The 25,270-nt window shown below is 71.1% G+C and carries 19 protein-coding genes; 7 read left to right on the top strand and 12 right to left on the bottom strand.

Annotated features, from left to right (window positions below; all coding sequences use genetic code 11):
• The first annotated feature begins 60 nt into the window (after nucleotides 1-60).
• Entirely contained in the window at nucleotides 61-288 is a 228-nt protein-coding gene (locus tag ACTWQF_RS33495; protein WP_443283518.1) for an MbtH family protein, read from the top strand.
• Nucleotides 289-424: 136 nt separating this feature from the next.
• Here ACTWQF_RS33495 and ACTWQF_RS33490 read toward each other — a convergent pair whose 3' ends face one another.
• The 8 genes from ACTWQF_RS33490 to ACTWQF_RS33455 all read right to left on the bottom strand — a co-directional run bounded on the left by ACTWQF_RS33490 (nucleotide 425) and on the right by ACTWQF_RS33455 (nucleotide 13,672).
• Nucleotides 425-3,724 (bottom strand): non-ribosomal peptide synthetase, encoded by a 3,300-nt coding sequence (locus ACTWQF_RS33490; protein ID WP_443283517.1) that lies wholly within the window; start codon nucleotides 3,722-3,724, stop codon nucleotides 425-427.
• Complete coding sequence (locus ACTWQF_RS33485) at nucleotides 3,721-5,616, bottom strand: non-ribosomal peptide synthetase (RefSeq protein WP_443283516.1); 1,896 nt, start codon at nucleotides 5,614-5,616, stop codon at nucleotides 3,721-3,723. Before ACTWQF_RS33485 ends, ACTWQF_RS33490 begins: the two co-directional genes overlap by 4 nt.
• Nucleotides 5,617-5,688: 72 nt before the next feature.
• Complete coding sequence (locus tag ACTWQF_RS33480; RefSeq protein WP_443283515.1) at nucleotides 5,689-6,912, bottom strand: cytochrome P450 family protein; 1,224 nt, start codon at nucleotides 6,910-6,912, stop codon at nucleotides 5,689-5,691.
• On the bottom strand, nucleotides 6,909-7,700 hold the full coding sequence (locus ACTWQF_RS33475; RefSeq protein WP_443283514.1) for a thioesterase II family protein: 792 nt from the start codon (nucleotides 7,698-7,700) through the stop codon (nucleotides 6,909-6,911). Before ACTWQF_RS33475 ends, ACTWQF_RS33480 begins: the two co-directional genes overlap by 4 nt.
• A 45-nt stretch (nucleotides 7,701-7,745) precedes the next feature.
• A complete protein-coding gene (locus ACTWQF_RS33470; protein ID WP_443283513.1) occupies nucleotides 7,746-9,041 on the bottom strand; it encodes a cytochrome P450 in 1,296 nt (431 codons plus the stop codon).
• Entirely contained in the window at nucleotides 9,038-10,885 is a 1,848-nt protein-coding gene (locus ACTWQF_RS33465; RefSeq protein WP_443283512.1) for an amino acid adenylation domain-containing protein, read from the bottom strand. Before ACTWQF_RS33465 ends, ACTWQF_RS33470 begins: the two co-directional genes overlap by 4 nt.
• Nucleotides 10,882-11,799: a hypothetical protein gene (locus tag ACTWQF_RS33460; RefSeq protein WP_443283511.1), complete on the bottom strand. Its 918-nt coding sequence runs from the start codon at nucleotides 11,797-11,799 to the stop codon at nucleotides 10,882-10,884. Before ACTWQF_RS33460 ends, ACTWQF_RS33465 begins: the two co-directional genes overlap by 4 nt.
• Complete coding sequence (locus tag ACTWQF_RS33455; protein ID WP_443283510.1) at nucleotides 11,750-13,672, bottom strand: non-ribosomal peptide synthetase; 1,923 nt, start codon at nucleotides 13,670-13,672, stop codon at nucleotides 11,750-11,752. The genes ACTWQF_RS33460 and ACTWQF_RS33455 overlap by 50 nt, the downstream gene beginning before the upstream one ends.
• Before the next feature lie 523 nt (nucleotides 13,673-14,195).
• Here ACTWQF_RS33455 and ACTWQF_RS33450 point away from each other — a divergent pair.
• Entirely contained in the window at nucleotides 14,196-15,500 is a 1,305-nt protein-coding gene (locus tag ACTWQF_RS33450) for an MFS transporter (RefSeq protein WP_443283509.1), read from the top strand.
• 147 nt (nucleotides 15,501-15,647) lie between these two features.
• Here the strand turns inward: ACTWQF_RS33450 and ACTWQF_RS33445 are convergent, their stop codons facing one another.
• The gene (locus ACTWQF_RS33445) at nucleotides 15,648-16,391 is read right to left on the bottom strand and encodes an SDR family NAD(P)-dependent oxidoreductase (protein WP_443283508.1); all 744 of its coding nucleotides are present in this window, start codon (nucleotides 16,389-16,391) and stop codon (nucleotides 15,648-15,650) included.
• Between the two features lie 508 nt (nucleotides 16,392-16,899).
• Between ACTWQF_RS33445 and ssuE the strand changes: the two genes are divergently transcribed.
• Together ssuE and ACTWQF_RS33435 are read left to right on the top strand one after the other, a co-directional pair.
• On the top strand, nucleotides 16,900-17,457 hold the full coding sequence (gene ssuE, locus ACTWQF_RS33440) for an NADPH-dependent FMN reductase (RefSeq protein ID WP_443283507.1): 558 nt from the start codon (nucleotides 16,900-16,902) through the stop codon (nucleotides 17,455-17,457).
• Nucleotides 17,458-17,900: 443 nt separating this feature from the next.
• On the top strand, nucleotides 17,901-19,121 hold the full coding sequence (locus tag ACTWQF_RS33435; RefSeq protein WP_443283506.1) for an acyl-CoA dehydrogenase family protein: 1,221 nt from the start codon (nucleotides 17,901-17,903) through the stop codon (nucleotides 19,119-19,121).
• A 151-nt stretch (nucleotides 19,122-19,272) separates the two neighbouring features.
• On the opposite strand, the gene ACTWQF_RS33430 is transcribed toward ACTWQF_RS33435, so the two are convergent.
• Both ACTWQF_RS33430 and ACTWQF_RS33425 read right to left on the bottom strand, forming a co-directional pair.
• Nucleotides 19,273-20,193: a sulfite exporter TauE/SafE family protein gene (locus ACTWQF_RS33430; RefSeq protein WP_443283505.1), complete on the bottom strand. Its 921-nt coding sequence runs from the start codon at nucleotides 20,191-20,193 to the stop codon at nucleotides 19,273-19,275.
• A gap of 238 nt (nucleotides 20,194-20,431) precedes the next feature.
• A complete protein-coding gene (locus tag ACTWQF_RS33425; protein ID WP_443283504.1) occupies nucleotides 20,432-20,890 on the bottom strand; it encodes an RrF2 family transcriptional regulator in 459 nt (152 codons plus the stop codon).
• A gap of 293 nt (nucleotides 20,891-21,183) precedes the next feature.
• Between ACTWQF_RS33425 and ACTWQF_RS33420 the strand changes: the two genes are divergently transcribed.
• On the top strand, nucleotides 21,184-21,753 hold the full coding sequence (locus ACTWQF_RS33420; RefSeq protein ID WP_443283503.1) for a S1 RNA-binding domain-containing protein: 570 nt from the start codon (nucleotides 21,184-21,186) through the stop codon (nucleotides 21,751-21,753).
• A 41-nt stretch (nucleotides 21,754-21,794) separates the two neighbouring features.
• Here ACTWQF_RS33420 and ACTWQF_RS33415 read toward each other — a convergent pair whose 3' ends face one another.
• Nucleotides 21,795-22,730 carry an alpha/beta fold hydrolase gene (locus ACTWQF_RS33415; RefSeq protein ID WP_443283502.1) on the bottom strand — a complete coding sequence of 312 codons (936 nt, stop codon included), beginning with the start codon at nucleotides 22,728-22,730 and terminating at the stop codon, nucleotides 21,795-21,797.
• A gap of 81 nt (nucleotides 22,731-22,811) precedes the next feature.
• On the opposite strand from ACTWQF_RS33415, the gene ACTWQF_RS33410 reads away from it, so the two are divergent.
• Both ACTWQF_RS33410 and ACTWQF_RS33405 read left to right on the top strand, forming a co-directional pair.
• The gene (locus ACTWQF_RS33410) at nucleotides 22,812-23,513 is read left to right on the top strand and encodes a TetR/AcrR family transcriptional regulator (RefSeq protein WP_443283501.1); all 702 of its coding nucleotides are present in this window, start codon (nucleotides 22,812-22,814) and stop codon (nucleotides 23,511-23,513) included.
• A gap of 209 nt (nucleotides 23,514-23,722) precedes the next feature.
• The gene (locus ACTWQF_RS33405) at nucleotides 23,723-24,568 is read left to right on the top strand and encodes an LLM class flavin-dependent oxidoreductase (RefSeq protein WP_443283500.1); all 846 of its coding nucleotides are present in this window, start codon (nucleotides 23,723-23,725) and stop codon (nucleotides 24,566-24,568) included.
• Nucleotides 24,569-25,270 lie beyond the last annotated feature (702 nt).

The following is a 25,270-nucleotide window of genomic DNA, read 5'->3' as shown; positions in this document are numbered from 1 at the left end:
ACAAGGGGCTCGACCACCGAACCGCGAGTGGCTATGCTCCACACCTCGGAGGTGAACAGAATGGCTTTTCAGGAAGAGCAGGAAAACGAGGGAACACCGTCCTTCCAGGTCGTGGTCAACGACGAGGAACAGTACTCGATCTGGCCCAAGGAGCGCGACGTTCCCGCAGGTTGGAGCGGTGTCGGCGTCGAAGGGGACAAGGCTTCCTGCCTGGCGCACATCGAGCGCGTATGGACCGACATAACACCGCTGAGCGTGCGGCGCGATCTTTCTGGAAACAGGAATTGAGCATGCCGGGAATCCCGCCGGAGTTCTCCGGCGGGATTCCCGGCGAGTTCCTTCTTCAATGCGCTCGCCACACCGCTGCGATTTCGCGGCTACCGATTTCGGGCCGCTCTCGGCTTCCGGGAAAGGTGTCGTTCGGCTACCGGTTCAGCTCTCGCTCGATTTCCTCCTCCGTCATCTGAGAGATCTCCTCGGCGATGCGCCGCTCGATGACCGCGCACTGTTCGGCCACCGTCCGGTGGTCGAAAACCGAGCGCACCGGGAACGCCAGCCCGAAGGACTCCCGGATCCGGGAAGCGAGCCGGGAGGCCGCCATGGAGGTGCCGCCCGCCAGGAAGAAGTCCGAGGTGACGCCGAGCCGGGCGTGCGGGAAGACCTCCCGCCACAGCCGCAGCACCTCCTCCTCCAGCGGACTTCGCGGCTCGGTGAGTTCCGCCGTGCCCTCCTGCGGGGCCGGGAGACGTGCCCGGTCCACCTTGCCGCTCGGGGTGAGCGGCAGGGCGTCGAGCATCAGCCAGACCTCCGGCACCAGATACGGCGGCAGCCAGGCCCGCAACTGCGCGCGCAGTCCGGCGCTGTCCGGCGGCTCCGCCTCGGGCACCACATACGCGGCCAGCAGGGTGTTCCCGGCGGGCCCGGGAGTCGCCGTGACCACGGCCTCGCGGACCCCGGAACACCGCAGCAGCGCCTGCTCGATCTCCCCGGGCTCGATGCGGTAGCCGCTCACCTTCAGCTGAGCGTCGCGCCGGCCGAGGAAGTCGAGCGTCCCGTCGGGCCGCCAGCACACCACGTCACCGGTGCGGTACATGCGGGCGCCGGGTACGCCCGCGAACGGGTCCGGCACGAAGCGTTCAGCGGTGAGCGCGGACCTGCCCGGATATCCACGGGCGAGCCCCGTACCGCCCAGGCACAGCTCGCCCGGCGCGCCCGGCGGCGCCAACTGCAGGTTCTCGTCGAGCACATAGGCCCTGACCCCCGCGATGGGGCGGCCGATGGAGTTGTCGGCCCAGGGTGCCTGCAGCCCGTCGGTTGCGGTCGCCACCACCGTGTTCTCGGTAGGGCCGTAGTGGTTGAGGACGGGGAGGCCCGGGTCGTCGCACTCGCGCGGGCGGAACAGGTCGCCGCCGGTCAGCAGCCGGGTGAGTTCCGTCTTCTCACCGAGCGGAAGCCGGATCAGCTGTTCGGCCAGCGGCGTGGGCGCGAAGACGCTCTCGGTACGGGTGGCGGACAGCTGCCGGACGAGCGCTTCCGGATCGCGCACCACCTCCTCCGGACAGATCTCCAGGCGGGCCCCGCCGGCCAGCGCCGGCCATATCTCCCAGGCGGCGGCGTCGAAGGAGACACCGGCGACCTGCGCCACGACCGAGACCCCGGGACGCACCGGATACCGCTCCAGGTGCCAGGCCACCAAGTGGGACAGTCCCGCGTGCGTGACGGCCACCGGCTTGGGACGGCCGGTGGAGCCGGAGGTGTAGACGAGATAGGCCAGATGGTGCGGTGCCGGTCCAGAGGCGGGCGGGTCCGCGCGAGGCCGACCGCCGGGAGCCGGGGACGGCATCCCGGTCACATCGAGCACACGCGGTGCGCCGGCCGGGCGGCTCACACCCTCATCCGCCGTCCACGCACCCAAGGCCGTGCGGCTCGTACCCTCATCCGCCGCCCGCGCGGGCCAGGCCGTGCGCTCGCCGCCCGCCGGAAGCCGTCCGCTGGTGGCGGCGTCCGTCAGCACCAGACGGGCACCCGAGTCGCCGAGCAGGTAGCCGATGCGCTCCGCCGGCTGGTCCGGGTCGACCAGCAGATACCCGCAGCCGGCCAGCATGGCGCCCAGCGCCGCGCAGACCAGCGCAGCGCCGCGTGGCAGACAGACCGCCACCACGTCCTCGGGACCGCATCCGTGCGCGGTCACCCGAGCCGCCAGCGCTGTGGCCCGCGCGTACAGCGTCGCGTAGTCCCAGGTGAAGGTTCCGTCCGCGACGGCGACGGCCGCGGGGTGCTCCGCCGCCCGGCGTGCGAACTGCGCCGCTACGGTCTGCCCAGCCTCGCCTGGACCCGCCTCCTGTGCGGGGCCGGTGCCACGGGCCACCACGGCGGCCTGCTCCCGAGGGGAGAGCAACGGCAGGCAGGACAGCGGGAGTTCCGGGCGCACGGCGGCGGCGCGAAGCAACTCCCGGTAGTGGTCGGCAAAGACACGCATCCGGGACGCGTCGAACAGGTCGGTGGAGTACAGCAGCCGCCCGCGCAGTTCGGAGCCGGCAGGGCTCAGATGCAGTTCGGTGTCGAACCGGGTGACCGTCTCCGGGTACTCCACCCTTCTGGTCCGCGCACCCGGCAGCTCCAGCAGGTGCCGGACGAGCATCTCGTCGGTGACGTCGAACCAGTGCTGAACCAGAGGGTTGCGCTCCGGACCGCGGGCCGCTCCCAGGCCGTCGACGAGCATGTCGAAGGGAAGCTCCTGGTGGTCCATCGCGTCCCAGACGCTGTCCCGCACCCGCTCGGTGAGGGTGCCGAGCGAGGGCGTGCCGCGCAGATCGCCGCAGAGGGCCACGGTATGGGTGAAGAAACCGATGGCTTCCTCGGCTTCCGGCTCGCCGCGCCCCGCGAACGGTACGCCGCACAGCACCTGCCGGGCGTCGGCGTACCGCCCCAGCAGCTCCTGGTACGCCGCGAGGGACACGGCGAACAGCGAGGCATGGTGCTCCCGGGCCACACGGCGTAGCGCCTCGGTGCTGTCCGCGGGCAGGGTGAAGTCGAGCTGCGCACCACGGCCGGTCGGCTGCGCCGGCCGCGGCCGGTCGGCGGGCAGGTCCAGCACCGTGGGGGCCTCGGCCAGCCGCGCCCGCCAGTAGCCCAGCAGCCGCTCACGCTCCGCCCCGTCGAGGGCGCGGCGCTGTGCACGCGCGTGGGCGAAGTAGTCGAACGGCGGCTCGGCGGAAAGGGCCGGGGCCCCCGCGCACGTTCGGGCCGCGTACGCCGTGGACAACTCGCGCTCGAAGACGGGGCGGGAGAGACCGTCGAACGCGATGTGATGGACATGGACGTGGAAGAGCCAGTTGTCGTCCGCGAGGCGCAGCAGCACGGCCCGCAGCGGCGGACCCGACCGCAGGTCGAGCGGGTTCGACAGCCGCTGCCGTACGAGCTGCTCCGCCGCGTGCACGGGCGCGGCGTCGGCGGACAGGTCGCGCTGTTCGATGTGCAGCACGGTGACCGGTTCCACCACCGCGCGGGGCTCTCCGCCGTCGGCGATGAAGCGGCACCGGAGAACCGGGTGCCGCGCCGCCACATCGCGCAGCGCGCCCTCCAGCGCCGCCCCATCCAGCCGGCCCGCTATGCGGTAGGTGAGCGGAGTGAGGTAACTGACCTGGCCGGGCAGCAGCTGGTCGAGGAACCACAGCCGCTCCTGGCCGAACGACAGCGGCTGTCCGAGTCGCCGCCCGGTCACGGCCTGGCCCGCCCGGAGTCCGCCGGGGCGGCCGAGGTGCCGGGCCCCGCCCCCTCCTCCGCCGCCTGTACCGCCCCCTCCCCGGAGCGCAGCCGCCGTACGTCGCGGGCCAGTTGGGCCGGGGTGGCCCGCTCGAAGACGGCGCGCAGCGGCAGTTCGACGCCGCAGGCTTTGCTGACCCGGTGCACGAGCTGAGTGATCAACAGGGAGTGGCCGCCGAGGCGGAAGAAGCTCTCCTCGACGCTGACCTGCTCCTTGCCGAGAATGTCGGAGAAGATCCGGGCGATGGCTGCCTCGTCCTCGTCCCGGGGCGCGACGAACGACGGACGGGCGGTGTCCACCGCGGGCAGCCGGTTGCGGTCCACCTTCCCCGTGCCGGTCAGCGGCAGCGCCGGCAAGGAGATGTACGCCTGGGGCACCATGTACGAGGGCAGCAGACGGGCCAGATGGTCGCGCAGCTCATCGGCGTGCGGGGGAGGGCCCTCGCTGCTGGTGTACGCCGCGAGCAGGGCGTCCTCGCCCTCACCTGTTTTGATCACCACGGCTTGGGAGACGGCCGGATGGTCCCGCAGCTGCGTCTCGATCTCCCCCGGCTCGATGCGGTAGCCGTGCAGCTTGATCTGGAAGTCGGCGCGTCCCAGATACTCCAGCACTCCGTCGGACCGCCAGCGTCCCCGGTCCCCGGTGCGGTACATACGGCTGCCCGGGCTCTTGCTGTAGGGGTCGGGCAGGAAGGCCACAGCGGTCTGCACGGGGTTGCCGAGGTACCCGCGGGCGGGCGGACCGCCGCCGACGTAGATCTCGCCGGGCACACCGGGCGGGACCGGCCGCAGATCGGCGTCGAGCACATAGATACGGGAGTCCACGATGGGCCGGCCCACCGTGGGGCGCTCCGGCCAGGCGTCGGCGGGCGCCGTCAGCCGAGGCGCCGTGACGACGTTGAGTTCCGTCGAGCCGTAGTGGTTGTCCAGCAGCACGTCCGGCAGGCGGTCGCACAACTGCCGGACGGCGGGGGAGATCACCAGCTGCTCCCCGGTGGTGATCAGCTCGCGCAGGGAGCCGCAGCGGTCCGGGTCGTCGGCCGCGTGGGCCGCGAGCCGGTCCAGTGCCAGCACCGGCAGCAGCACCTTGGTGACCCGGTGCCGGTCGATGACGTCGGCCAGAGCGGCGATGTCGTGGCGCTCGTGCTCGGTCGCCACGACGACGCAGCCGCCCAGCCACCAGGTGGACAGCAGCTCGAGGAAGCCGACATCGGAGGTGAGGGGGAAGAACTGGAGCGCCACGGGCCGTTCCGCGTACCGGCGACGGCACCAGTCCAGCAGGGTGATCTGCGGGGCCGCGTGCATGGCGATGCCCTTGGGCCTGCCGGTGGAACCCGAGGTGTACAGCACGTACATCAGGTTCTCGGGACCGCTTCCGGTCAGCGGCTGCTCGCCGTCGCCGGGGCCGTCGTCCGTCAGGTCGGTCTCGACGGGCAGGGAGACGACCTGCGGCCCCCAGCCGCCCTCGGCGCGGGTGTCCTCGACGGACTTCTCGGTCACCACCAGCCGGACCCCGGCGTCGGCAAGCTGCGCCCGCGTACGGTCCGGCGGCTGGTCGGGGTCGACCGGCAGACAGGCGGCGCCGGCCTTGAGCACGCCGAGCACCGCGACCGACTGGGCCGCCGAGCGGCGCAGGGCGACGGCCACGAGAGTTTCCGGCCCGGCACCGGCTGCCCGCAACCGGCGGCCGAGCTGCTCGGCCGCGCGATCCAGCCGCCGGTAACTGAGGCTCTGCGGTCCGCAGACGACCGCGGGGGCTTCGGGGGTTCTCGCGACCCACTCGGCGAAGCCGTCGAGCGGGGAGGCCGCCGGGCGGGACGGGGCGACTGCTGTGTCATGCGCTGGTGTCATGAGTGGTCTCCGCGAAGGCCGTACGGGGCGAATGAGGGGGAGGGACAGGGGAGTGCGACGGGGGACAACCGGTCACCGTGCCCGGACCGGCCGGAAGGTGACCGGCAGCGCACGGGGGCCGCGCAGCATCGGGCCGTAGGTCCATACGACGCGGTCGGCGGGGACGGCGAGGGCGAGGTCCTGAAGCCGGGTGAACAGCGCGTCCAGTGCGATCTCCCCCTCCAGGCGGGCCAGATGGGCGCCCAGGCACAGATGGGCGCCGTGGCCGAAGGCCAGGTTGCCGCGCAGTGAACGGTCCACCCGGAACTCCTCGGGGTCGGACACGTAGTCGGGGTCCCGGTTGGCGGCGGCCACGCACAGCAGCACCGCGTCGCCCTTGCTGATGTGAACGTCGCCGAGGGTCAGATCCTCGGTGGCGTACCGGTAGACCGATGCCTGGACGGGGGAGTCGTAGCGCAGGATCTCGTTGACGACGTTCGCCCAGCCGACCTCGCCCGACAGCACGGCCCGCAGCTGGTCGGGGTGCTGCAGCAGCCGGTGGACCGCCGCGCCCAGGAACTGCACGGTTGTCACATGGCCCGCGCCGAGCACGGAGAGGATCATGGCGGCCAGTTCGTTCTCGTCGCGCAACTGGCCCGTCTCGAAGCCCTTCAGCAGGGCGGCGGCGACATCGTTGCCCGGGTTGGCGCGCTTGTAGGCGGCCAGTCGCCGGGTGTACTCCAGCAGCCCGTGCAGGGAATCCAGGTCCAGGGGATCGGTCAGGCCCGCCTTGTAGAACATCTCCATGCACCGCGCCGGGGGTTCGCGCTGTTCCTCGGGTATGCCCAGCACTTCGTGGATGATCGCGACGGGCACCGGCAGCGAGAACGACTCCACCAGATCGCAGCGGCCCGCGTCGGCGAACGCGTCGATGGCCGCGTCGGTGATCCGCGCCATCATCGGCCGCATGCCGTCCACCGCTCCGGCGCTGAACGCGCCGGCCACCAGCCTGCGCAGCCGGGTGTGCTCAGGCCGGTCGAGGTCGAGCAGACCGCGGGCCGGGTCCCACTCGCCGCTGCCGAACGGCGCGGGAGGCGCGGCGGAGTTGCGGTCGTCGTTGCTCAGCCGCGGATCCGCAAGCCCGGCTCTGACCAGCGCGTAGGAGGTGACCAGCCAGGTACGGCCCTTGCGGTGCGGGGTGTAGACCTCGCTGACAGGGGCGTTCTCCCGCAGCCAGGCGTAGTTGGCGTACGGATCGGGGTCGCCGCCCTCCTTGAGCGCACCCGATACGTAGTCGCTGGTGCCGGCCTCGGTCATGCGTGCTCCTCGATCTCGGTCACCGGCGAGGGCACCGGCGAGTCGGCGGCCGACATGGTCCCGGAGAGCGCCGCGCACAACGGCTCCGGCGCTTCCAGGAACGCGAAGTGCCCACCGGGCAACAGGCTTTCGCGGTAGCGGCCCGGTTCCGCGTACGCGTCCCAGCCGGTCATCTGCCCGGGCCGGATCTCGTGGTCGTCCTCCCAGGAGAGGGCGTGCACGGTGCAGGGCAGTCGTACCGGCCGGGGCAACCGGTAGGCACGGTTGGCGGCCAGATCGGCTTCCAGCACCCGCATGCCCAGCTCGATCATGTCGGGCTGCGGACGGCCGCCCATCGCGACCGCCATCTCCCGCAGCTCCTCGCGTAACCGGTCCGGCGGCAGGTCCAGAAACCGTCCGTACGGTCCCAGATGCGGGGCGACCTGGGAGGAGACGAACAGCCACGCCGGCGTGGGCAGTCCGTGCTCGGCCAGGAACAGAGCCGTGGCGAAGCCGGGCAGGGCACCGCCGCAGTGCCCGAAGAAACCGAACGGCCGGTCCAGATACGGCAGCAGCGCCTCGGCGAGCCGCTCGGCCAGTTCCGGGTAACTGCCGTAGTGCGGCTCGCGTATCCGGTTCTCCCGGCCGGGGAGCTGGATACGGCACACCTCGGCCGGGCCGATCTGCTGGGGCCACCGGTTGTACATGGAGGCACCGACCCCGGAGTAGGGCAGCAGGAACAGCCGCGCCCCGGCCTCGCTGCCGGGCCGGCGCAGCAGCCAGCGGCCGGCGCCTTTCACCTCAGCCATCGCACACCTCCGAGTGGGTCGGGCGTGGAGAATCACGAAGAACGGTCACGGCACGGCCTCCCGGTGGGGCTCGGCGGCCTTTGCGGCGGCGAGCCGTTCGGCAGCGCCCGGCCGCAGCCGTGCCGTGACCGGCAGGTGCTTGATGCCGGCGACGAAGTTGGAGGCGAGGTGCTCGACGGGTCCGGCCTGCTCGAACCCGTCCACGTGCCGGACGATTTCCTCGAAGAGGATGCGCAGTGCGATACGGGCGAGAGGTGCGCCCACGCAGTAGTGCGGTCCGAAGCCGAAGGCCACATGCCGGTTCGGCGAGCGGGCTACGTCGAAGGTGAACGGGTCGGCGAAGACCCGCAGGTCGCGGTTGGCCGATCCCAGCCAGGCGACCACGGCCTCCCCGGCGCCGAGGCGCACCCCGCTCAGCTCCGTCTCCCGCCTGGTGTACCGCATGAAGTGGTTGGCCGGTGAGGACCAGCGCAACCCCTCCTCGACGGCGCGGGAGACCACGCCGGGATCGAGGGTGAGCCGCGCGTACTGTGCGGGCTCCTCGATGAACGCCAGCACGGTGCCGGCCACCGCATGCGGGGTTGTGACGTTGGCGCCCAGCAGCAGGCTGTAGCAGTTGTAGACGATCTCGTCCTGACGCAGTCGCCGTCCGCCGTCGACCGTCATACCGCGCAGAAAACCGACGAGGGAGTCGTCGGCCGCATCCCGGGTCGCGTGCAGATGGTCGGCGAAGTACTCGAACAGTTCGTGGTGCGCGGCGACGAGGGTGCCGCGCCCCTCGCTGAACTCGCCGTCCTCGGGTGCGATCGCCATCGTCGTCAGCCTGGTGAGCCGGGGCCAGTCCCGCTCGGGCAGGCCCATCAGCGTGCCGGTGAACGCCATGGGGAAGTCGGCAGCCGCCTCGGCGATGTCCCACGCATCGCCGTCGGCCAGTGGGGCGATGAGCCGGCACACCATCTGCCGGATACGCGGCTCCCAGCGGCGCAGGGCGCGCGCCGACAGCACTTTGGACAACGGCTCCCGCATCGCCGTGTGGGTCGGCGGGTCACTGGCGGCCATCATCTTGCCGCCCGCCGGGTCGTCGACGGCCAGGGTGGACAGCAGAGTGCCGCGTTCGGAGGTGAAGCGGGTGTGGTCCCGCAGTACATCGTTGACGTCGTGGTAGCGGGTGACCGACCAGAACGAGCGGCCGTCCGGAAGCGTCTGCCGCCATACCGGGTGCCGTTCGCGGAGGGCGAGCCATACCGCGTGCGGATCACCGGTCGCGTACAGCTGGGGGTCGGCCAGATCGACGGCCGCCGGATCGAGGTCGGGGGCGGCCTGGGGCCGGGTGATCCTCATCGGCCGGCTCCCTCGCGCCCGTCGGCGGCGTGCTGTACGGCGGCGAGTTGCTCGGCGGGGAGGCGGTCCTCCAGATAGCCGGCCAGTTCGGCGACGGTGGGGTGCTCGTAGAAGGCACGCGCCGTGACCAGCACGTCGTGGGTATCGGCAATCTCCGCCGTGATCTGGGTGGCCATCAGGGAGTGGCCGCCCAGCTCGAAGAAGTCGTCGTCCACGCCTATCTCCTCGTACTGGAGGGTGTCGGCCCACACCCGGGTCAGCCAGTGCTCCAGCCCGGTGCCCGGCGCGCGGAAGTCGGCGTCGCACTCCGGCCTGCGGGGGCTGCGCCGCTTGGCGAGGGTGCCCCGGTCGACCTTGCCGGTTCCGGTCAACGGCAGGGCCTCCACCTGCTGGAGGACGGCCGGTACGAGATAGCCGGGCAGCCGTTCGGCGAGCCATCTGCGCAGCCGGGGCACCCGGATGCGTTCCTCGCCGACCATGAAGGCCGCCAGCCGTCTGGTGGCGCCGCTGTCGCCTTGCACCACGACGGCGCAGTCGGCGACCTCCTCGTTGCGGCGCAGCACCGTCTCCACCTCGCCGGGTTCCACCCGGAAGCCGCGGATCTTGACTTGTGCGTCGGACCGCCCGAGGAACTCCAGCTCCCCGCCGGGGAGTTTCCTGGCCAGGTCCCCGGTGCGGTACAGGCGCGCGCCGGGGACGTCCGAGAACGGGTCGGGCACGAACCGCTCCGCGGTGAGCGCGGGGTCCTGGGCGTAACCGTGTGCGAGACCGAGCCCTCCGGCGTACACCTCTCCCGGCTGGCCGTCCGGCACGGGCGCGAGCGCGGCGTCCAGCAGGTGCACCTGAGTGCCCCGTACCGGGCTGCCGATGGGGACGCGGGTGCCCTCGACGGGTGCCGTCATCACATGGCAGCAGGTGAAGGTGGTGTTCTCGGTCGGACCGTAGCCGTTGACCAGACGCAGCCCGGGAAGCGCGGCCAGAACGCCGTTGACATGCGTGGGGGAGAGCACGTCCCCGCCCGCCAGGAGGTGACGCAGCCCGCGCAGGTCACCCGGCCGGCGCTCGGCGACCTGGTGGAAGAGACCGGCAGTGAGCCACATCGCCGTCACGCCCTGCGCCCTGACGAACTCGACGACGCGCTCCGGCTCGGGACGCGGATCCGGATACGGCACCAGGCGGGCCCCGTTGAGCAGCGGCGCCCAGATCTCCAGCGTCGAGGCGTCGAAGGCGACGGGTGCGAGCTGGAGGACGGTGTCCTCACCGCTCAGCGGGAGGAAGCCGTTGGCGCGGGCGATCCGCACCACCGCGGCGTGCGGCACGGTCACGCCCTTGGGGGACCCGGTGGAACCCGAGGTGAACGCGGTGTAGGCGGGCGCCTGGGCCGGCACGGGCCGCGGATCGGCGACCGGCAGCCCGGCGTAGCTCTCCCCGGCGGGGTCGATCACTGCGACCTCAGCGCCGGGGAAGTGCCGCTGCTCCTCGGGCCCGGCCAGCACCAGCCGCGCGCCGGCCGCCCCGAGCATCGCCGTGGCCCGCTCGGCGGGCTCGCCCTGCTCGATCGCGACGTACTGGGCACCGCACTTTAGGACGGCGAGCAGCGCGGTGATCAGCGCGGTGCCGCGGGGCATCGTGACGGCCACCGCGTCGCCGGGCCGTACGCCGCGGTCACGCAGCTGGTGGGCGAGCCGGCCGGAGGCCCGGTCCAGCTCCTGGTAGGTGAGGGAGGCGTCACGGGTACCGACCGCCGGCGCTGCGGGGGTGGCCGCCGCCTGCCGCGCGAAGAGGCTGTGCACCGATTCCGTGCCCTCACCGGCGCCTTGGTGCACGTGCTGGTGCTCGGTCACGATGGCGTCCCTTCCACAGCGGTCTGGTGCTTCCCCAATTGATGGCGAGCGGTTGCGGTCCTGGCTCCGACGCCGGATGTACTCCCCGTCCCGGTCCTCGTATCCGTCTCCCTCCCGGCCCTCGTCTCCGTCCCGGTTCCTGCTCCGGTTCCGACCGCGACCCAGGTGGCGGCGGCCCGGGCCAGGAGGGCGCCGGAGGCGTCGTAGAGGGCGGTGACGTTCTCGCTCGTACGCTCTTGGCGCCGGGTGACGCGTCCGACCAGCACGCAGGCGTCCCCGGCCCTGGGCCGTGCCTCGATACGGGCGGCCATCCGGTGCAGCACCATCGGCCGGCCCACCGGGTCGTCGGCCCAGCCACCAGGGCAGTCGAGCGCCGCCCAGACGAGTTCGGCAGGCACGGGCTGCCCCGGCCCCGCGGCCGGTTCGGGCCGGGGATGCCAGGGAGAGGCGACCGTGCCGGTCTCTCCCGGAACGTGCCCGGGCCGCAGGCCGAGACCGTCGGGCCGGTCGGGACCGCACACGAAGCAGTCCGGGAACGGATGCCCCCGCACCCCCTCGAAGTGCTCCGCCGCTTCCTGGGCCCGGGCGTACGGCACCCAGGCCGGCGGGGGCGGTGGTGGCCGCCGGGCCGCGGCCACAACGGCGACCAGCCGCTCCCGCTCGTAGAGCGCGTACCGGCGACCGGCCGGGCGCAGCTCCAACGCGGTCTCAAGTGGCGGCGGTGCGTGGAGCGTCACCACCATGTCCGGCCCCAGCCGTGGCTCGGCCAGGCCCGCGAGCAGACCGCACACCAGACCGCCCTGCGCGGAGTGGGCAGGCCCGTTGTACCGGCTCGGAACGACCAGCCGCGACGTGGCGCCCCGGTCACCGCCCGGCATCGCTACCGCCCCCGGCGGTTCCCGCACGGGGAACATTGTCCGCGGTCACCGGCTCCGGCGTGGTTCCGGCCCGCTGCGGGGCCCGGTCGACCGCCTCGTCGATCGCCGCGGCGAACAGCGCGACCGTGGGTGCCGAGAACACCGTTCTGGCCGGGAGACGCACCCCGAACCGGCGCCGGACGCGCGCGATCATCCGCATGGTGAGCAGCGACTGGCCGCCCAGCTCGAAGTAGTCGGCGGCCCGGTCGAGCGGCCCGGTTCCCAGCAGTTCCTGCCACAGCTCGGCGACGGTCCGCTCGGTGGCGGTCCGCGGCGGGTCCGTAACCGGCGCTCCGGGTGCGGACGGCTCCGGGGACGCGGGGGCGTATCGGCGGTCGGCTAGGGCGAGCCGGTCGACCTTGCCGCTCTGCAGCCGGGGCAGGACGCGGTGCTGGTGCCAGCTGCTCGGCAGGGCCGCCGGCGGCAGCCGGTCCAGCAGGAAGCCGCGTAACTCGGCCTCGGTGGGCAGGCCCTGTGCGGTGTCGGCAGCCACGACATGGGCCACCAGCCGCGCTTCGCCTCCCTCTCCGGGCACGCTCACCACCGCGGCCTGCGCCACCGCCGGATGCCGCAGCAGGGCGTGCTCGGTCTCCGAGGGCTCCACCCGCACCCCGCGGATCTTCACTTGGTGGTCCACCCGGCCGAGGAACTCGTAGACACCGTCACCGCGATCGCGGACCAGGTCCCCGGTGCGGTAGAGGCGCTCGCCCGGCCGCGCCGGGGCGTCGTCCGGTACGAACCGCTCCGCGGTCTGGGCCGGGTCGCCGTAGCCCCAGGCCAGGCACCGGCCGCCGAGGAGGAGTTCCCCGGTCCCGCCGCTCGGAACCGGGCGGCCCCGCTCGTCGTGCACCACGGCGCGGACCCCGGCGATGGGCCGCCCGATGGGTACCGCTTCGGCCGCCGCGTCCTGGGGTGTCAGCTCGTGGTTGAGGACGTCGATGCAGGTCTCGGTGGGTCCGTACTGGTTGATGACGCGGGCCCGGGTCGCGGCGAAGATCTGGGCGGCCAGCTCCCCGGGCAGTCGCTCACCCGCGACGAGCAGATAGGTGAGGCCGGCCAAGCCCGCTCCGGCACCGGCGGCGAGGAACTCGCGCAGCAGGGAGGGGACGAAGTGCATCACCGTGACCCCGTGCGCCCGGGCCAGCTCGGCCAGGCGTTGCGGTTCGGACTCCGCGCCCTCGGGGGCCACCAGCAGGGTCGCGCCGTAACACAGCGGCGCGAGGACGACCCACATCTGGCAGTCGAACACGAGCGACCCGGCGTAGAGCACCGTGTCCTCGGGCCCGACGGGGTAGAGGGACTGGCCCCAGGAGAAACGATTGCGCACCGCTGAGTGCGGTACATGGACCGCCTTCGGCCGGCCGGAGGAGCCCGAGGTGTGCAGCACGTACGCGAGGCGGTCGGCGGTCGGCGTCCCGGTGCTGCGGGGCTGCCCGGCAGTGTGACCTGCCGGTCCCGACTCGTTGAGCGGCGGGGTGCCCGGCGGGGCCAGGGGTAACGCTTCGGGAAGGAAGGAGCAGGCGTCCTTGTCCCCGAGCACCAGCCGGGGTGCCAACCGCGCTATCGCCTCCCGGGTGGTGCCGACGGCCTGTTGGGCGGGGAACGGCGCGACCGCGGCCCCGGCTGCGAGGATCCCCGCAACGGCGAGCACCTGCTGCACCGAGCGGCCCGAGCACAAGGCGACGACGTCTCCTTCTGCCAGCCCGCGTGCGCGCATTGCGGAGGCGCTGCACTCGGCCTCGGCGACGAGCCGCGCATAGCTGATCTCCTCGACCCCGTCGCAGAGCGCGACGCGGTCCGGATACTTTGCGGCGGTGTTCACGACCGCCTGCCAGACATCGTCGTGCCGCGCGTCTTCCGGGGGATTCATGTCATACCTCCACGACGCCGTGGGAATGAGGACTTCATCTTTGTGAGATGCCTGTCCGCTATCCCGCGGTAGAGCAAGTGGAATACACGGCTGAAATGACGTGGAATTCGGGAAGTTCGAAAGCCGAACTCCCCCGGCTCGGATCCTCGGTTGCGGTCTAGACCGGAACTGCATCAGAAAACCGCGACCTCGGCGGCTCTGTCAAGCGGTCGTTCCCGCTGTCATATGCGAGCCCCGGCGCCCGATCGGAAGTCGTGCCCAACCCCTACGGCCCCCAAACCAGGAATATCCGCGTCCGGTTCGAGGCCCGCCGGGTACAGTCCCGGGCCCCGTACTCATGCGTCACGGACGCTGCCGAGGTTTCACCGTCGGACGCTGTCCAGGTTTCATCGCCGGCCCCTGTCGAGGTGTCGCCACGGCACTCTCGCGAAGGCCACGAGTCGCGTGATATAAGAACATTCGGTCTGCACACTTCTCCGACACATCTCGCGCGGCACCCCCCACCGAAGGAGCGACCGCACACATGGTGAGCCGCCCGAACCACCCCTTGCGCGGCGCCCTGCAAAATTTGGCTGTACTGCGGGAACGCAACTTCCGCACCTTCTTCGCCGGCTACACCACCTCGATGCTCGGCACCGCCATGGCGACGGTCGCGCTCTCCTTCGCCGTGCTGGAGGCCACCGGCTCCCTCTCCGACCTCAGCTTCGTCATGGCGGCGCGCATCGTGCCGCTCGTCGTCTTCCTGCTGGGCGGCGGCGTCCTGGGGGACCGGCTGCCACGCCGCCTGATCATGCTGTGCTCCGACTGGCTGCGGGCGCTGACCCAGGGCGCGCTGGCGGTTCTGCTGATGACGGACTCGGCACGGCTGTGGCAACTCCTCGTACTGGCCGCGTTGGGCGGGATCGGCGAGGCGTTCTTCAAGCCCTCCTTCGACGGGCTGGTGCCGCATGTCGTCTCTCCCGCCCGGCTGCCGGACGCCAACACCATGATCGGGCTCGGCAACTCGGTGGCCGGAGTCGCCGGACCGGCGCTCGCCGGCCTGCTGGTGACCTTCGTCTCACCGGCCGCGCTGCTGTTGGTCGACGCGGGCACCTACGCGCTGTGCGGAATCTTCCTGCTGCGCCTGCGCGTACCGGAAACGCGGGCCGCTGCCGCCCCGGGAGTGCTGCGCGAACTCCGCGACGGCTGGGGGATGTTCACCAAGCACCGGTGGCTGTGGACGGTCACGCTCCAGTTCACCATGTTCAACTTCGTGGTGTGGGCGCCGTACCTGGTGCTCGGACCGGCCGCGGCCAAGGAGACCTACGACGGGGCCAGTTCGTGGGGCACGATCGTGTCGATCTACGGCCTCGGCTCCATCGTCGGCGCACTGCTGCTGCTCGGCAGGCGTCCCACGCGCCCGCTGCTGGTCACCACGCTGGTCACGGTGCTGTGGGCGGCGCCGTCAGCCGCGCTGGCCGGCCAGGCACCGCTGGTCGTGGTCTGCGCCGGAGCGCTTGCCGCGGGCGTGGCCAACTCGGTGTTCAACGCACTGTGGATGACCACCATTCAGCAGCACGTGCCGCACGAAGCCCTCTCCCGCGTCATGTCCTACGTCTCGTTCGGCGCCTACTCCATCGGCCCGATCGGGCTGGCGCTGGCCGGACCGCTGGCCGAGCGGACCAGCATCTCCGCGGTGCTGTCCTTCGGCGTGTGCTGGCAGGTGGCGGCCAACGCCTTCATCCTGTGCCTGCCGTCGGTACGTGGCGTCCGCCTGGCGCGACAGACGGACGACGCTCCCACCGCGGCGTCGGACGGAGAGGACGAGCAGCCCCGCGTGGTCACCTAGCGCCCCGAAGGGGCGCGGGGAACTGCTCCCCTGGGGGCACCTCCCGGCCGGAGGCTGGGGGACTCCGGCCGGTGCCCGCACCCCGCAAGCGCCTGCCAGGGGGCACCCCTCGCCGAAACAGGAGAGGGGGAACCCACCCAGCGACGGCTACAACAACTGCGTGCCGCCGTCGACAGAGAGGATCTGCCCGGTGATGTAGGGGGAGTTCACAAGGTCCAGGCAGGCCCTCGCCACGTCCTCCGGCTGCCCGACGCGCCGCAGCGGAATCACCTCCGAGGCCCGGTCGATCCGCTCCTGCTTGTCCTCGAAGCCGTCGAACCACGGTGTGTCCGTCATGCCGGGAGCGACGGCGTTGACGCGTACCTCGGGGGCCAGCGCCTTGGCGAGAATACGGGTCATGTGATTGACCGCCGCTTTGCTCACGGCGTACGGGACGGAACTCCCGCCCGGGAGTATGCCGGAAATCGAGGAGATGTTGATGACGCATCCTCCGCCGCTCGCCTGACGGAGGTGCTTTTCGGCAGCGGTCACCATGTTCCACACTCCGAGGACGTTGACGTCGAACAGGCGCCGCCACACCTCCGGATCGGCGGCCTGCAGATTGTCCATCGGAATATGTGCGGTGATCCCGGCACAGTTCACCAGGACATCCAGCCTGCCGAATGCCTGCTCCGTCTCCGTCACCAGGCGGCGCGCGGCATTCTCGTCGGCCACGTCCGCTCCGATGTAAACGGCGTCGGGAAGCTCCGCCGCCAACGCCTCTCCCGCCTCGGCCGAGCGGCTCGAATTGACGACGACGCGCATGCCATGTTCCGCCAGCAAGCGGACGGTTCCGGCGCCGATGCCGGAGGAGGAGCCAGTGACCAGCGCGACGCGGTTTTCCTTATTCACCGTTCCGGTCTCCCTCATTCTCGTACGCATCCTCGAACGCCTACCGAATATGCGCTGGGACCTTAGCAGCCGTTCGGGAACCAAAGGGAGAGAAAACGAGCCACACGGCCCGCGCGGCTCACCTCCTGAGAACCGGTCGGCGCTCTGCGGAACACCCGGTCCAGGTCGTCCGGCATCCGGGCGCTGCTTGACGAGCTGCGCGACGCTCTGCTCAATTACTCGTATGAATGCCCAGCAGCGCTTGGTCTCGCGGGATCACATCGACTTCGGTCGAGTGTGGTCCGCCGCGTGTTGCGGCTGACTCGGCAGCGGGCTGTCTGACCGGCCCTTCCCTCCCCCGGTGACCCCGTTGCGGGCCGAGTTCTTTCTCCGTACGACCGTCCCGACGCACCTACGTCGTCACGCCTGTCCCTGAGCAGCCGTAGCTCCAGCCGGACGGACCGGCCCTCGTGCCCTAGTCGGCCAATTTACCGACCCCACCTGTTACTCCTGAAAGGTCTCCCTCCGCATGGCCACCGTTCTGTCCGTATCCGGCAGTCCTTCCCCCACCTCCCGCACGGCCCGCCTCCTGCGCGACCTCGACGCCCGGCTCACCGCACAGGGCCACGACGTGGTCCCGCTCGATGCGCGTACCCTCCCGGCCGACGCTCTGCTACATGCGGACTTCAGCCATCCGGCGATCGTCGAGGCGATATCACTCTTCACCCGGGCCGACGGAGTCGTCATCGGCACCCCCGTCTACAAGGCCGCGTACTCGGGACTGCTCAAGTCGCTGCTCGACCTGCTTCCGCAGTACGCCCTGACGGGGAAGACGGTCCTCCCGCTCGCCACCGGCGGCACCACCGCGCATGTCCTGGCCATCGACTACGCGCTGCGCCCCGTGCTCAGCTCGATGGGGCCCGCGCACATCACGCCGGGCTGGTTCGTGCTGGACAAGGACATAACGGTGGGCGACGACGGCACGCTGACCGTCGCACCGGGCTCGGCCGAGGCCCTGGGCCAGGTCACGGATCAGTTCTCCGCTGCCCTGGGCGGCCGTACGACGCTGGTGGCGGCGGCCGGATGAGTGCGGCGACCGTGCTCGTGAAGAACTCGCCTTCCGGAAGCGGGAATCGGACGACAGACCTGGTGTTCCCTATTTTTCCTACCGAATTACTAGGGAAATATTGACCCTGGTCACGGAGGCGAGTGAAGATGAGGTGACCGGCGTACGGACCATCCGCCGGTCTCCACGCCCAACCCGGCGCCGTGTTCCCCCGGTTCCTGAAGGAGCCCCGCCATGACCACTGCACCACCGGCACCGACCGCCCCGGCGCCTTGCCCGGCGGATCTCGCCTACCCGGCACGGGCGCTGTGCCCCGAAGGGGCGCGGGGGACTGCCCGACAGACCACGACGTGCCCGCACGCGGCGCACTTCGGCCAGAGGCGGCACCCCCTCACCGGCACAAAGGAGGGGCCCGGCAAGGTTCGCCGGACACGGTCTTGCCCTCCCAACGTCCGGGCGCAGGCATGACATCGGTGGACGAGATCACCGGCGTCGGCGCCGGACCGGCCGACTGGCTGCACATAGCCCGTGAGTTGGCCGACGACCTGGCGACGGACGCGGTCCAGCGCGAGCAGGCCGGCAAACCACCGCTCGACGAGGTCACCCGGCTACGTGAATCGGGGCTGCTGACGCTGCTGATACCGGCCGAACACGGCGGAGGGGGCGCGGACTGGCGCACCGGCTACGCGGTCGTCCGTACCATCGCCGCGGCCGATGGTGCCATCGGCTATCTGCTGGGCAGCCACTATTTCCTGTCCCGCACCGCGAGGTTCTTCGCCGATCCGGCACACGCCGCCCGCATCGAGCGGGAGTTCGCGGCAGGGCAGTGGTACTGGGGAGGCGGTATCGCCCTACAAGAATCGCCGCTCATCCTGACGCCCAAGGCGAACGGCTATCTGCTGGACGGCTATCAGAGGTACGGCACCGGGGCCGGCGTCGCCGACCGGTTGGTGGTCCGTGCGGTCAGGCGTGGCACCGGCGAGTCCCTGATCGTCCTCGTCGACCCCGCCTACGCGGGATTTGTGAGCGGCGACGGCGGAGACACCTTCGGGCAGCGGCTGGCGGCCGGCGGCGGTGTGGAGTTCGACTCGGTGCCGGTGGCGGCCGAGAACGTGCTGGGCTCCCTCTCGCCGGACGAGGAGGTCCTGTCGCCCTCCGCCTGCCTGGCCGCGCCGACCGCACGTCTGGTCTGTGCCCAGTTCTGTCTCGGCGTCGCCGAGGGGCTGCTTGCCGAAGTCCGTGAGCACGGAAGACTACTGAAGGCCCGCCGGCAGCCGTCCTCACCCCTTCCCTGGCCGGGCGGCCCGCCGCAGGATCCGTATGTGGTGACGGTCTACGGCGAACTCATGGTCGCCGCACACGCCGCATCCGCCCTCGCCGACCGGGCGGTTGCGGCCCTGACGCAAGGACTCGCACGCGGCGAGGATCTCGACGACGAGGAGTGCGCGGAGATCGCCGTACTCGCGAGCGCGGCCGAGGCCGCCGCGTCCCAGGCCGCACAGGAGATCACCACGCGCGCGCTGGACGTCATCGGTGCTGATGCAGCCTCTTCGCGGCATGGATTCGACCGCTTCTGGCGCGACGTCCGAACGCATCTGCTGCGCGAGCCGACCGCACGCAGGCTGCACGAGGTCGGGGACTACTTCCTCAACGGCGCGCACCCGTCGTTCACCGTTCCCTGCTGACCCGCCACGGGACGCCGCCGTCGGCAGGCCCCTTCCACCTGGTGGGATGTTCAAGCGCGGGCGGGTCGATCCCTTGACGGGCGTGCCGGGCGGCGACCGACGGGAATCGCGGTCGCCGACCCGGCTGCGGGCTGTGGGCTGCGGGTTGGGCTCAGGCGGACGCCGGCTGTGCGGCCTCGGGTGCCGGCTCGGCCTGCGGGTCCGGCTTGCGGCGGTGCTCCCGGACGGAGTGGACCAGCGCCGCTGCCCACGCCGCGTAGATGATCCCGTAGGCGGTCCACCGGGCGGCGTCCCCGGCGGAGATCCAGTCGCTGTGCAGCAGTGTGCGGACATTGGTGAGGACGATGACGCCACCCACCGCGGAGCCGAGGACCCGCGGTGGTACGTGGCGCACCAGCCAGGCGGCGAGCGGTGCGGCGACGAGCCCGCCGATGAGCAGCGCCGCCGCCCATCCCGCGTTGACGCCCTCCGAGCCGAGTCCGTAGAGGAATCCGAGGCTGGCGGCGACCGCGACCAGGAACTCGCTGGTGTCGATCGAGCCGATGACCTTACGCGGCTCCATCCGGCCGCTGGCGAGAATCGCCGGGGTACCGACCGGCCCCCAGCCGCCCCCGCCGGTGGCATCCAGGAATCCGGCCACCAGGCCCAGCGGGGTCAGGAACCGCTTGCGCAGCGGCTTGCCCAGGTGGCCGGTGGGCAGCCCCTGGACGGTGAAGCGGACCAACACGTACAGACCGAGGGCCAGCAGCAGGAGGGACATCAAGGGTTCGGCCATCTCGGTGGACAGCTTGGACAGAAACGTGGCGCCCGCGAACGCCCCGACGGCGCCTGGGACCCCGATCTTGGCGACCACGCGCCAGTCGACGTTGCCGAAGCGCCAGTGGGCGGCGCCCGAGGCCAGTGTGGTGCCGATCTCGGCCAGGTGCACGGTGGCGGAGGTCGCGGCCGGATTGGTGCCGATGGCCAGCAGAAGGGTGGTGGAGGTGACGCCGTAGGCCATACCCAGGCTGCCGTCCACGAGTTGGGCACCGAGCCCGGCCAAGGCCAGCAGGATCAGCGTGCGCACAGCCACCTCACAGATTCCTAGTTTTCCTACCGGAGTCATAGGAATGCTGGGCCGGAGGGAGCGGGGCGCCACAAGAGCCCGTCCACCATGCGGACTTGAGCATCCCAGCGGTCGGTGGGGAAGCGGCCTGTCGGCGCGTACGAGGGAAGCGTGTACTCGGGGAAGCGCGTACGAGGGAAGCGTGTACTCGGGAAAGAGGGGACACGCGAAGCGGGCGCGCGGGAGGGGATTCAGGCGGGAACGGTTATGGGTTGGTCCAGGCCGACGGGGCCTCGGTCAACAGTGACACCTCGCCGGGAAGCCGGCCCGAGACCACGTCCGCGAGCGAAACGTCGTCGAGGATTCGCCGGACGTTGACCCGCAGCGCGATCCACAGCGGCAGCAGCGACTCGGCCGGGCCGCTGTACGACAGCTCCGGGGGACGCACGCCGCGCACCGAGACCAGCGGGCCGTCGACGACCCGGATGATGTCGGCGACGCTGATGTCCTCCGCCGGCTTCGCCAGGCGGTAGCCGCCGTTGATGCCCCGCTGACTGGTGACGAGCCCTCCGCGGCGCATGTCGTTGAGGATGCTCTCGAGGAACTTGTGCGGGATCTCCTGCGCCTCGGCGATGGCCTCCGCCTTCAGCGGTTCGTCCGCGTCGGCCGCCGCAAGCTGAAGTGCTGCGCGCACCGCGTAGTCCGCTCTGGCCGAGATCCGCATGGCGACATTATGCCCCGCGTGGATTCGGCACCGGCGGCCGGGCGGGGCTGCGGATCTTGCCCCGCCCTTCGGGGCGCGTCCTCCCCCGGCCCTTGGCAGGGAGGGAACGGGAGCGGGTGCGCCGCGGGCATCATCGTGTCTTCCTGCGCGACGGGAACCTCGACCTCGACCCGCCGCTCGACTGGAAGGTCTACGGCGACAGCTACCACATCGACTGACAGTGAAGCCTTCCGCGCCGTCGGTGCCCTGGCCGGGGGCGGCACCGGCGGCGCTGAGGTGAAAGGCTGGCCGGCATGGTCGAGCCGTCCGAGAACCCGGAACTGTGGGCGTTCCTGAGCGCACTGCGCTGCGGTGAGCTCCTTTCCGGGACCGTCACGGCGATCGAACGGTTCGGTGTGTTCGTCGCGCTGGACGACGGCCCCGCGCACCCCGTCTTCCCCGGCGTCGGGTTCATCACGATCCCCGAACTGTCCTGGCGGCGCATCGAAGCGGTTGCGGACGTCGTCCGGATCGGTCAGCGCGTTTCGTGCGAATTCCTGCAGTTCGACACATGGAACGGAGAGGCCAGGCTGTCCCTGCGAGCCACACAGCCGGACCCCTTCCCGGCGTTCGCCGACCGCACCGCGGTGGGCCGCACACTGCACGGACAGGTCACCAAGCTGGTCCCGTTCGGTGCCTTCGTCCAGGTCGTCGACGGAATAGAGGGCCTGGTCCGCCTTCGGGAGCTCACCCGGACACCCGTCGAGGTTCCCGAGGACGCAGTCCAGGTCGGCGACGCGGTCACCGTCGTCGTCACCGAAATCGACCAAGAGCAACGCAGGTTGACCCTCTCCCGACGACAGGTCCCACCCGGCCTCCCATGACTCCTTCGCGCCGCCCTCGCACGTTTCCTGTCCGCGGTGCTTCATCTGGCGGGTGGGGCGGGCGGGTGGTGAGCGCTGGTGGCGTGCTCGCGTATTTCGGTGGTGACGGCGTGCCATGCGCGTTCGGGGAGTTCGTGTCCGACTCCGGGCAGGAGGACCAGCCGGGCGCCGCGGACGCGAGAAGCGATCGCCTTTCCCGCGCCGGGTTTGATGAGGGGATCGTCTTCCCCGTGAAGTACGAGGGTGGGCCGGGCGATGGCGCTGATCGGCGGGCCGTGCCATTGGGCGCCGATCTGGCGGCTCTGGGCCTGCTGGTCATGAACGCCGCTGTCGACGTTGCGTTCGGCTGCTTCTCGTACGGCCTGCTCGTCGAGGGGGCGGTTGGGCGAGGCCAGGAGACGGGAGGCGGCGATACCGGCCGCGACGGCCCCCTCTGGGGTGTCGGGAAACTTCAGCCGGGCGAACTTCGCCAGGGTACGCAGCCGGATGTACCGCATGGTGCGCAGCCCGGTTGCGTCTCCCGGGACGGCGGCCATGGAGGTGAGGGTCCGCACGCGGTCCGGGTGCCGTAGCGCCACCCGCTGGGCGACGGCGCCACCGAGCGAGATGCCCAGCAGATGCGCCGAGTGCCACTCCAGAGCGTCCATGACCGCGGCGGCGTCGTCCGCCATGTCTTCGGCCGTGTACGCCTCGCCGCGCTTGGCGAACAGCGCGGTGATCGGATTGCGGGTGGTCGTGGGTGGCAGGTGGGTCGACTCCCCGCCGTCGCGCTGGTCGTACCGGGCCACCGCGAAACCCTGCGCGGCCAGCATCCGGCAGAGCCCGTCCGGAACCCACAGCCGGTTGACGCCCAGGCCCGTGGCCAGCAGGAGCGGCTCACCGTCCCGCTGTTCGGTCAGCTGGTCGAAAGCAAGCCGTACGGAGCCGTTCTCCGCCCAGCGGACGGGGCTCCACAGGTGCGGTGATGACGAGGACACAGGACCTCCCGGTAACTGCGAGCAGCGTTCGCGGTTTTAGGATAGGCGATGCCCCGTGGAACGTAGAAGGCGGATGGACGAATGGCCCCGGAACCCCTGATCGTCTGGACGCGGCCCGAACGCGGCGCCCGCGGCCCCGCAGCGCTGCACAGCCGCGCGGAGCTGACCGCTGTCGCCGTCGAGCTCGCGGACGACAAGGGGCTGCCAGCGGCATCGATGCGTCAGGTGGCCAAAGAGTTGGGCACCGGTCAGGCGTCCCTCTACCGCTACATCTCCGGTCGTGATGATCTGCTCGACCTGATGACGGACATGGTGACCGGGGAGATCGACCTCGACGTCCCGCTCGGCGGTGACCCGGTCGAGGACCTGGCAGCGCTGGCAGCGCGGACCAAGGCCGTCCACCTGAAACACCCCTGGCTGCCCGACATCCCGCCCGAACCTCTGCGACTGGGCCCCCGGGGGCTGGACTACCTGGAGTACGCGTTGCGGGCACTGGCGCCCGCCCGGCTGCCGGGCGGGACCAAGATGGAAGTCGTCGCCCTGATGAACGCGCTGATCGCGCAGTTCGCCCGGGTGGAACTCCAGCGCGGGCGGACGGCCACCGACCGGCAGACGGCGCAGGCCGCCTATCTCGGCCAGGCCGCCGCCCAAGGAGACCACCCGCACGTCGCGGCCGCCATGGCGGAGCACGTCGGAACGGAACCGGCCCAGGATCCACGCGAGTTGTTCGACCGGACCATGCGCCGAGCACTGGCCGCACTCGTCTCGTCCAGCCCTCGCTGAGCGCTCCAGCCCTTGCTGAGCGCGCAATCCACCACAAGGGGCAGGCCCCGAAATCGACTTGTCCCGCCACGGCGGCTCGCTCTAGGGTGAGATCACTTCGAAGAGATGTTCCCCAGGAGTACGCCGCAGAACGGGAGCGTCCCACCTCGCCGAGGTGCCGGAGGGGCGGCAGCAGTCTTTGTCGACCCTTCCTCTCGGAGGTCTCCTTCATGAACGTCGGTATCGGTCTGCCCATCGGCGACCCGGCCACCTTGCTCACCTGGGCCCAACACGCAGACGCCGGGCCCTTCAGCACGCTCGGCCTGCTCGACCGGCTCGTCTACCACAACCCGGAACCCATGGTCGCGCTTGCCGTTCTCGCCGGCGCGACCTCCCGCATCCGGGTCCAGACCGAGGTGCTGCTGGCCCCGCTGCGCGACGATGCCCTCCTCGCCAAGCAGGCCGCCACCCTGGACCGAATGACCGGTGGTCGCCTGGTCCTCGGTCTCGGCATCGGTGGCCGGGACGACGACCACCAGGTCGCGGGTGTGGACATGCGCGCGCGAGGCCGACGCCTCGATGAGCAGATGGCGGTGATGCGGCGTCTGTGGTCCGGCGAGCCGTACGGCGACGGTGTCGGCCCGATCGGCCCCGCGCCCGCCCGGCCCGGTGGTCCCGAAGTGCTCTTCGGTGGCTTCAAACCCCTCGCGCTCGAACGCGTCGCGCGCTGGGGGGACGGCTTTCTCGCCGCCGCAGCGCCCTCCTGGGCAGGCGGCCTGTTCGACACCGTCCGCGGGTTCTGGAAGGAATACGGCCGCGACGGTGAACCCCGTATTGTCGCGCAGGTCAACGTCGCGCTCGGCCCGCAGGACGTGATCGACGACGCGCGGGCCAACATGCACGCGTACTACGCGTTTACCGGGATGGCCGACCGGATGGTTGCCGGCATGCTCACCACGCCGGCCGAGATCCGTGGGGCGATTGCCGAGTTCGACGAACTCGGCGCCGATGAGGTGATGCTCTACTGCTACGGGGTCGACCCGGCGCAGGTTGAGCGCCTCGCCGAGATTCTGTGACGGTTGTCGGGTCGGGGCGGGTCGGGTCGGACGGTTGGCGGGGTGCGGGTTGGTCGACTTCGCCTAGGTAGGTATGCCGCGGACGGCTAAAGCGGTGCCGCACCGGTTGGGATGACAGGTGCGGCACCGCTTTCGTTTGCCGGGGTGCTGCTTGCGGGGTGTCGGTGTGTCAGCTGTGAAATCCATTTCACGTAAGTGTGGAGAGGGCTCTCAGGGGTGTCAGGAGTTTCGTCTCGTCGGCGACTAGTTGGGCGGGTTGCCTAGCTGTTGTCCCGTCTCTTGACCGTGAAATCGATTTCTGTCACGGTCTCGGGTATGCCTTGCTGCCGTCATCGCGTCGAGTGGGCCCCGCTGCTTGTGGACGCACGCCTCCTTTCGTTTTCGGCTGCCGCCGACAGGTCGTGTCGGGGGGCTCCGCCCCCCAACGGCCCCCCCGCCAGGTGGGCTTCGCCCCCCTAGAACCCCCCTTCCGCAATTCCCGGAGCCATTGACGTAAGCCCTGTCCCCCATGCGGCGGGGGCCGAGATGCACTGCCGGTGGCGCCCTTGCGGGAGGAGTCGCACCACAGACGAGATCCGCAGGGTCGTCACCGGCGGGTCCAAGGACCTTAACGGGCTGGCGGAGTGTGCTCGTAAGGAAGGACGGCCCTCTCAAGGGGGCAGGGGGGTGCTAGGGGGGCGAAGCCCACATAGCGGGGGGTTG

It is taken from the genome of Streptomyces sp. 8N114, assembly GCF_052245835.1.
GTDB lineage: Bacteria > Actinomycetota > Actinomycetes > Streptomycetales > Streptomycetaceae > Streptomyces.
This window is presented reverse-complemented; position numbering and strand designations above follow the sequence as displayed.

What these genes read in the sequence shown, in the direction of transcription:
- ACTWQF_RS33435 (WP_443283506.1), top strand. Translation starts at nt 17,901, where the DNA reads ATGACATCGGTGGACGAGATCACCGGCGTCGGCGCCGGACCGGCCGAC.
- ACTWQF_RS33420 (WP_443283503.1), top strand. Translation starts at nt 21,184, where the DNA reads ATGGTCGAGCCGTCCGAGAACCCGGAACTGTGGGCGTTCCTGAGCGCA.
- ACTWQF_RS33425 (WP_443283504.1), bottom strand. Translation starts at nt 20,890, where the DNA reads ATGCGGATCTCGGCCAGAGCGGACTACGCGGTGCGCGCAGCACTTCAG.
- ACTWQF_RS33475 (WP_443283514.1), bottom strand. Translation starts at nt 7,700, where the DNA reads ATGGCTGAGGTGAAAGGCGCCGGCCGCTGGCTGCTGCGCCGGCCCGGC.
- ssuE (WP_443283507.1), top strand. Translation starts at nt 16,900, where the DNA reads ATGGCCACCGTTCTGTCCGTATCCGGCAGTCCTTCCCCCACCTCCCGC.
- ACTWQF_RS33470 (WP_443283513.1), bottom strand. Translation starts at nt 9,041, where the DNA reads ATGAGGATCACCCGGCCCCAGGCCGCCCCCGACCTCGATCCGGCGGCC.
- ACTWQF_RS33480 (WP_443283515.1), bottom strand. Translation starts at nt 6,912, where the DNA reads ATGACCGAGGCCGGCACCAGCGACTACGTATCGGGTGCGCTCAAGGAG.
- ACTWQF_RS33495 (WP_443283518.1), top strand. Translation starts at nt 61, where the DNA reads ATGGCTTTTCAGGAAGAGCAGGAAAACGAGGGAACACCGTCCTTCCAG.
- ACTWQF_RS33450 (WP_443283509.1), top strand. Translation starts at nt 14,196, where the DNA reads ATGGTGAGCCGCCCGAACCACCCCTTGCGCGGCGCCCTGCAAAATTTG.
- ACTWQF_RS33455 (WP_443283510.1), bottom strand. Translation starts at nt 13,672, where the DNA reads ATGAATCCCCCGGAAGACGCGCGGCACGACGATGTCTGGCAGGCGGTC.
- ACTWQF_RS33410 (WP_443283501.1), top strand. Translation starts at nt 22,812, where the DNA reads ATGGCCCCGGAACCCCTGATCGTCTGGACGCGGCCCGAACGCGGCGCC.
- ACTWQF_RS33485 (WP_443283516.1), bottom strand. Translation starts at nt 5,616, where the DNA reads ATGACACCAGCGCATGACACAGCAGTCGCCCCGTCCCGCCCGGCGGCC.
- ACTWQF_RS33460 (WP_443283511.1), bottom strand. Translation starts at nt 11,799, where the DNA reads ATGTTCCCCGTGCGGGAACCGCCGGGGGCGGTAGCGATGCCGGGCGGT.
- ACTWQF_RS33405 (WP_443283500.1), top strand. Translation starts at nt 23,723, where the DNA reads ATGAACGTCGGTATCGGTCTGCCCATCGGCGACCCGGCCACCTTGCTC.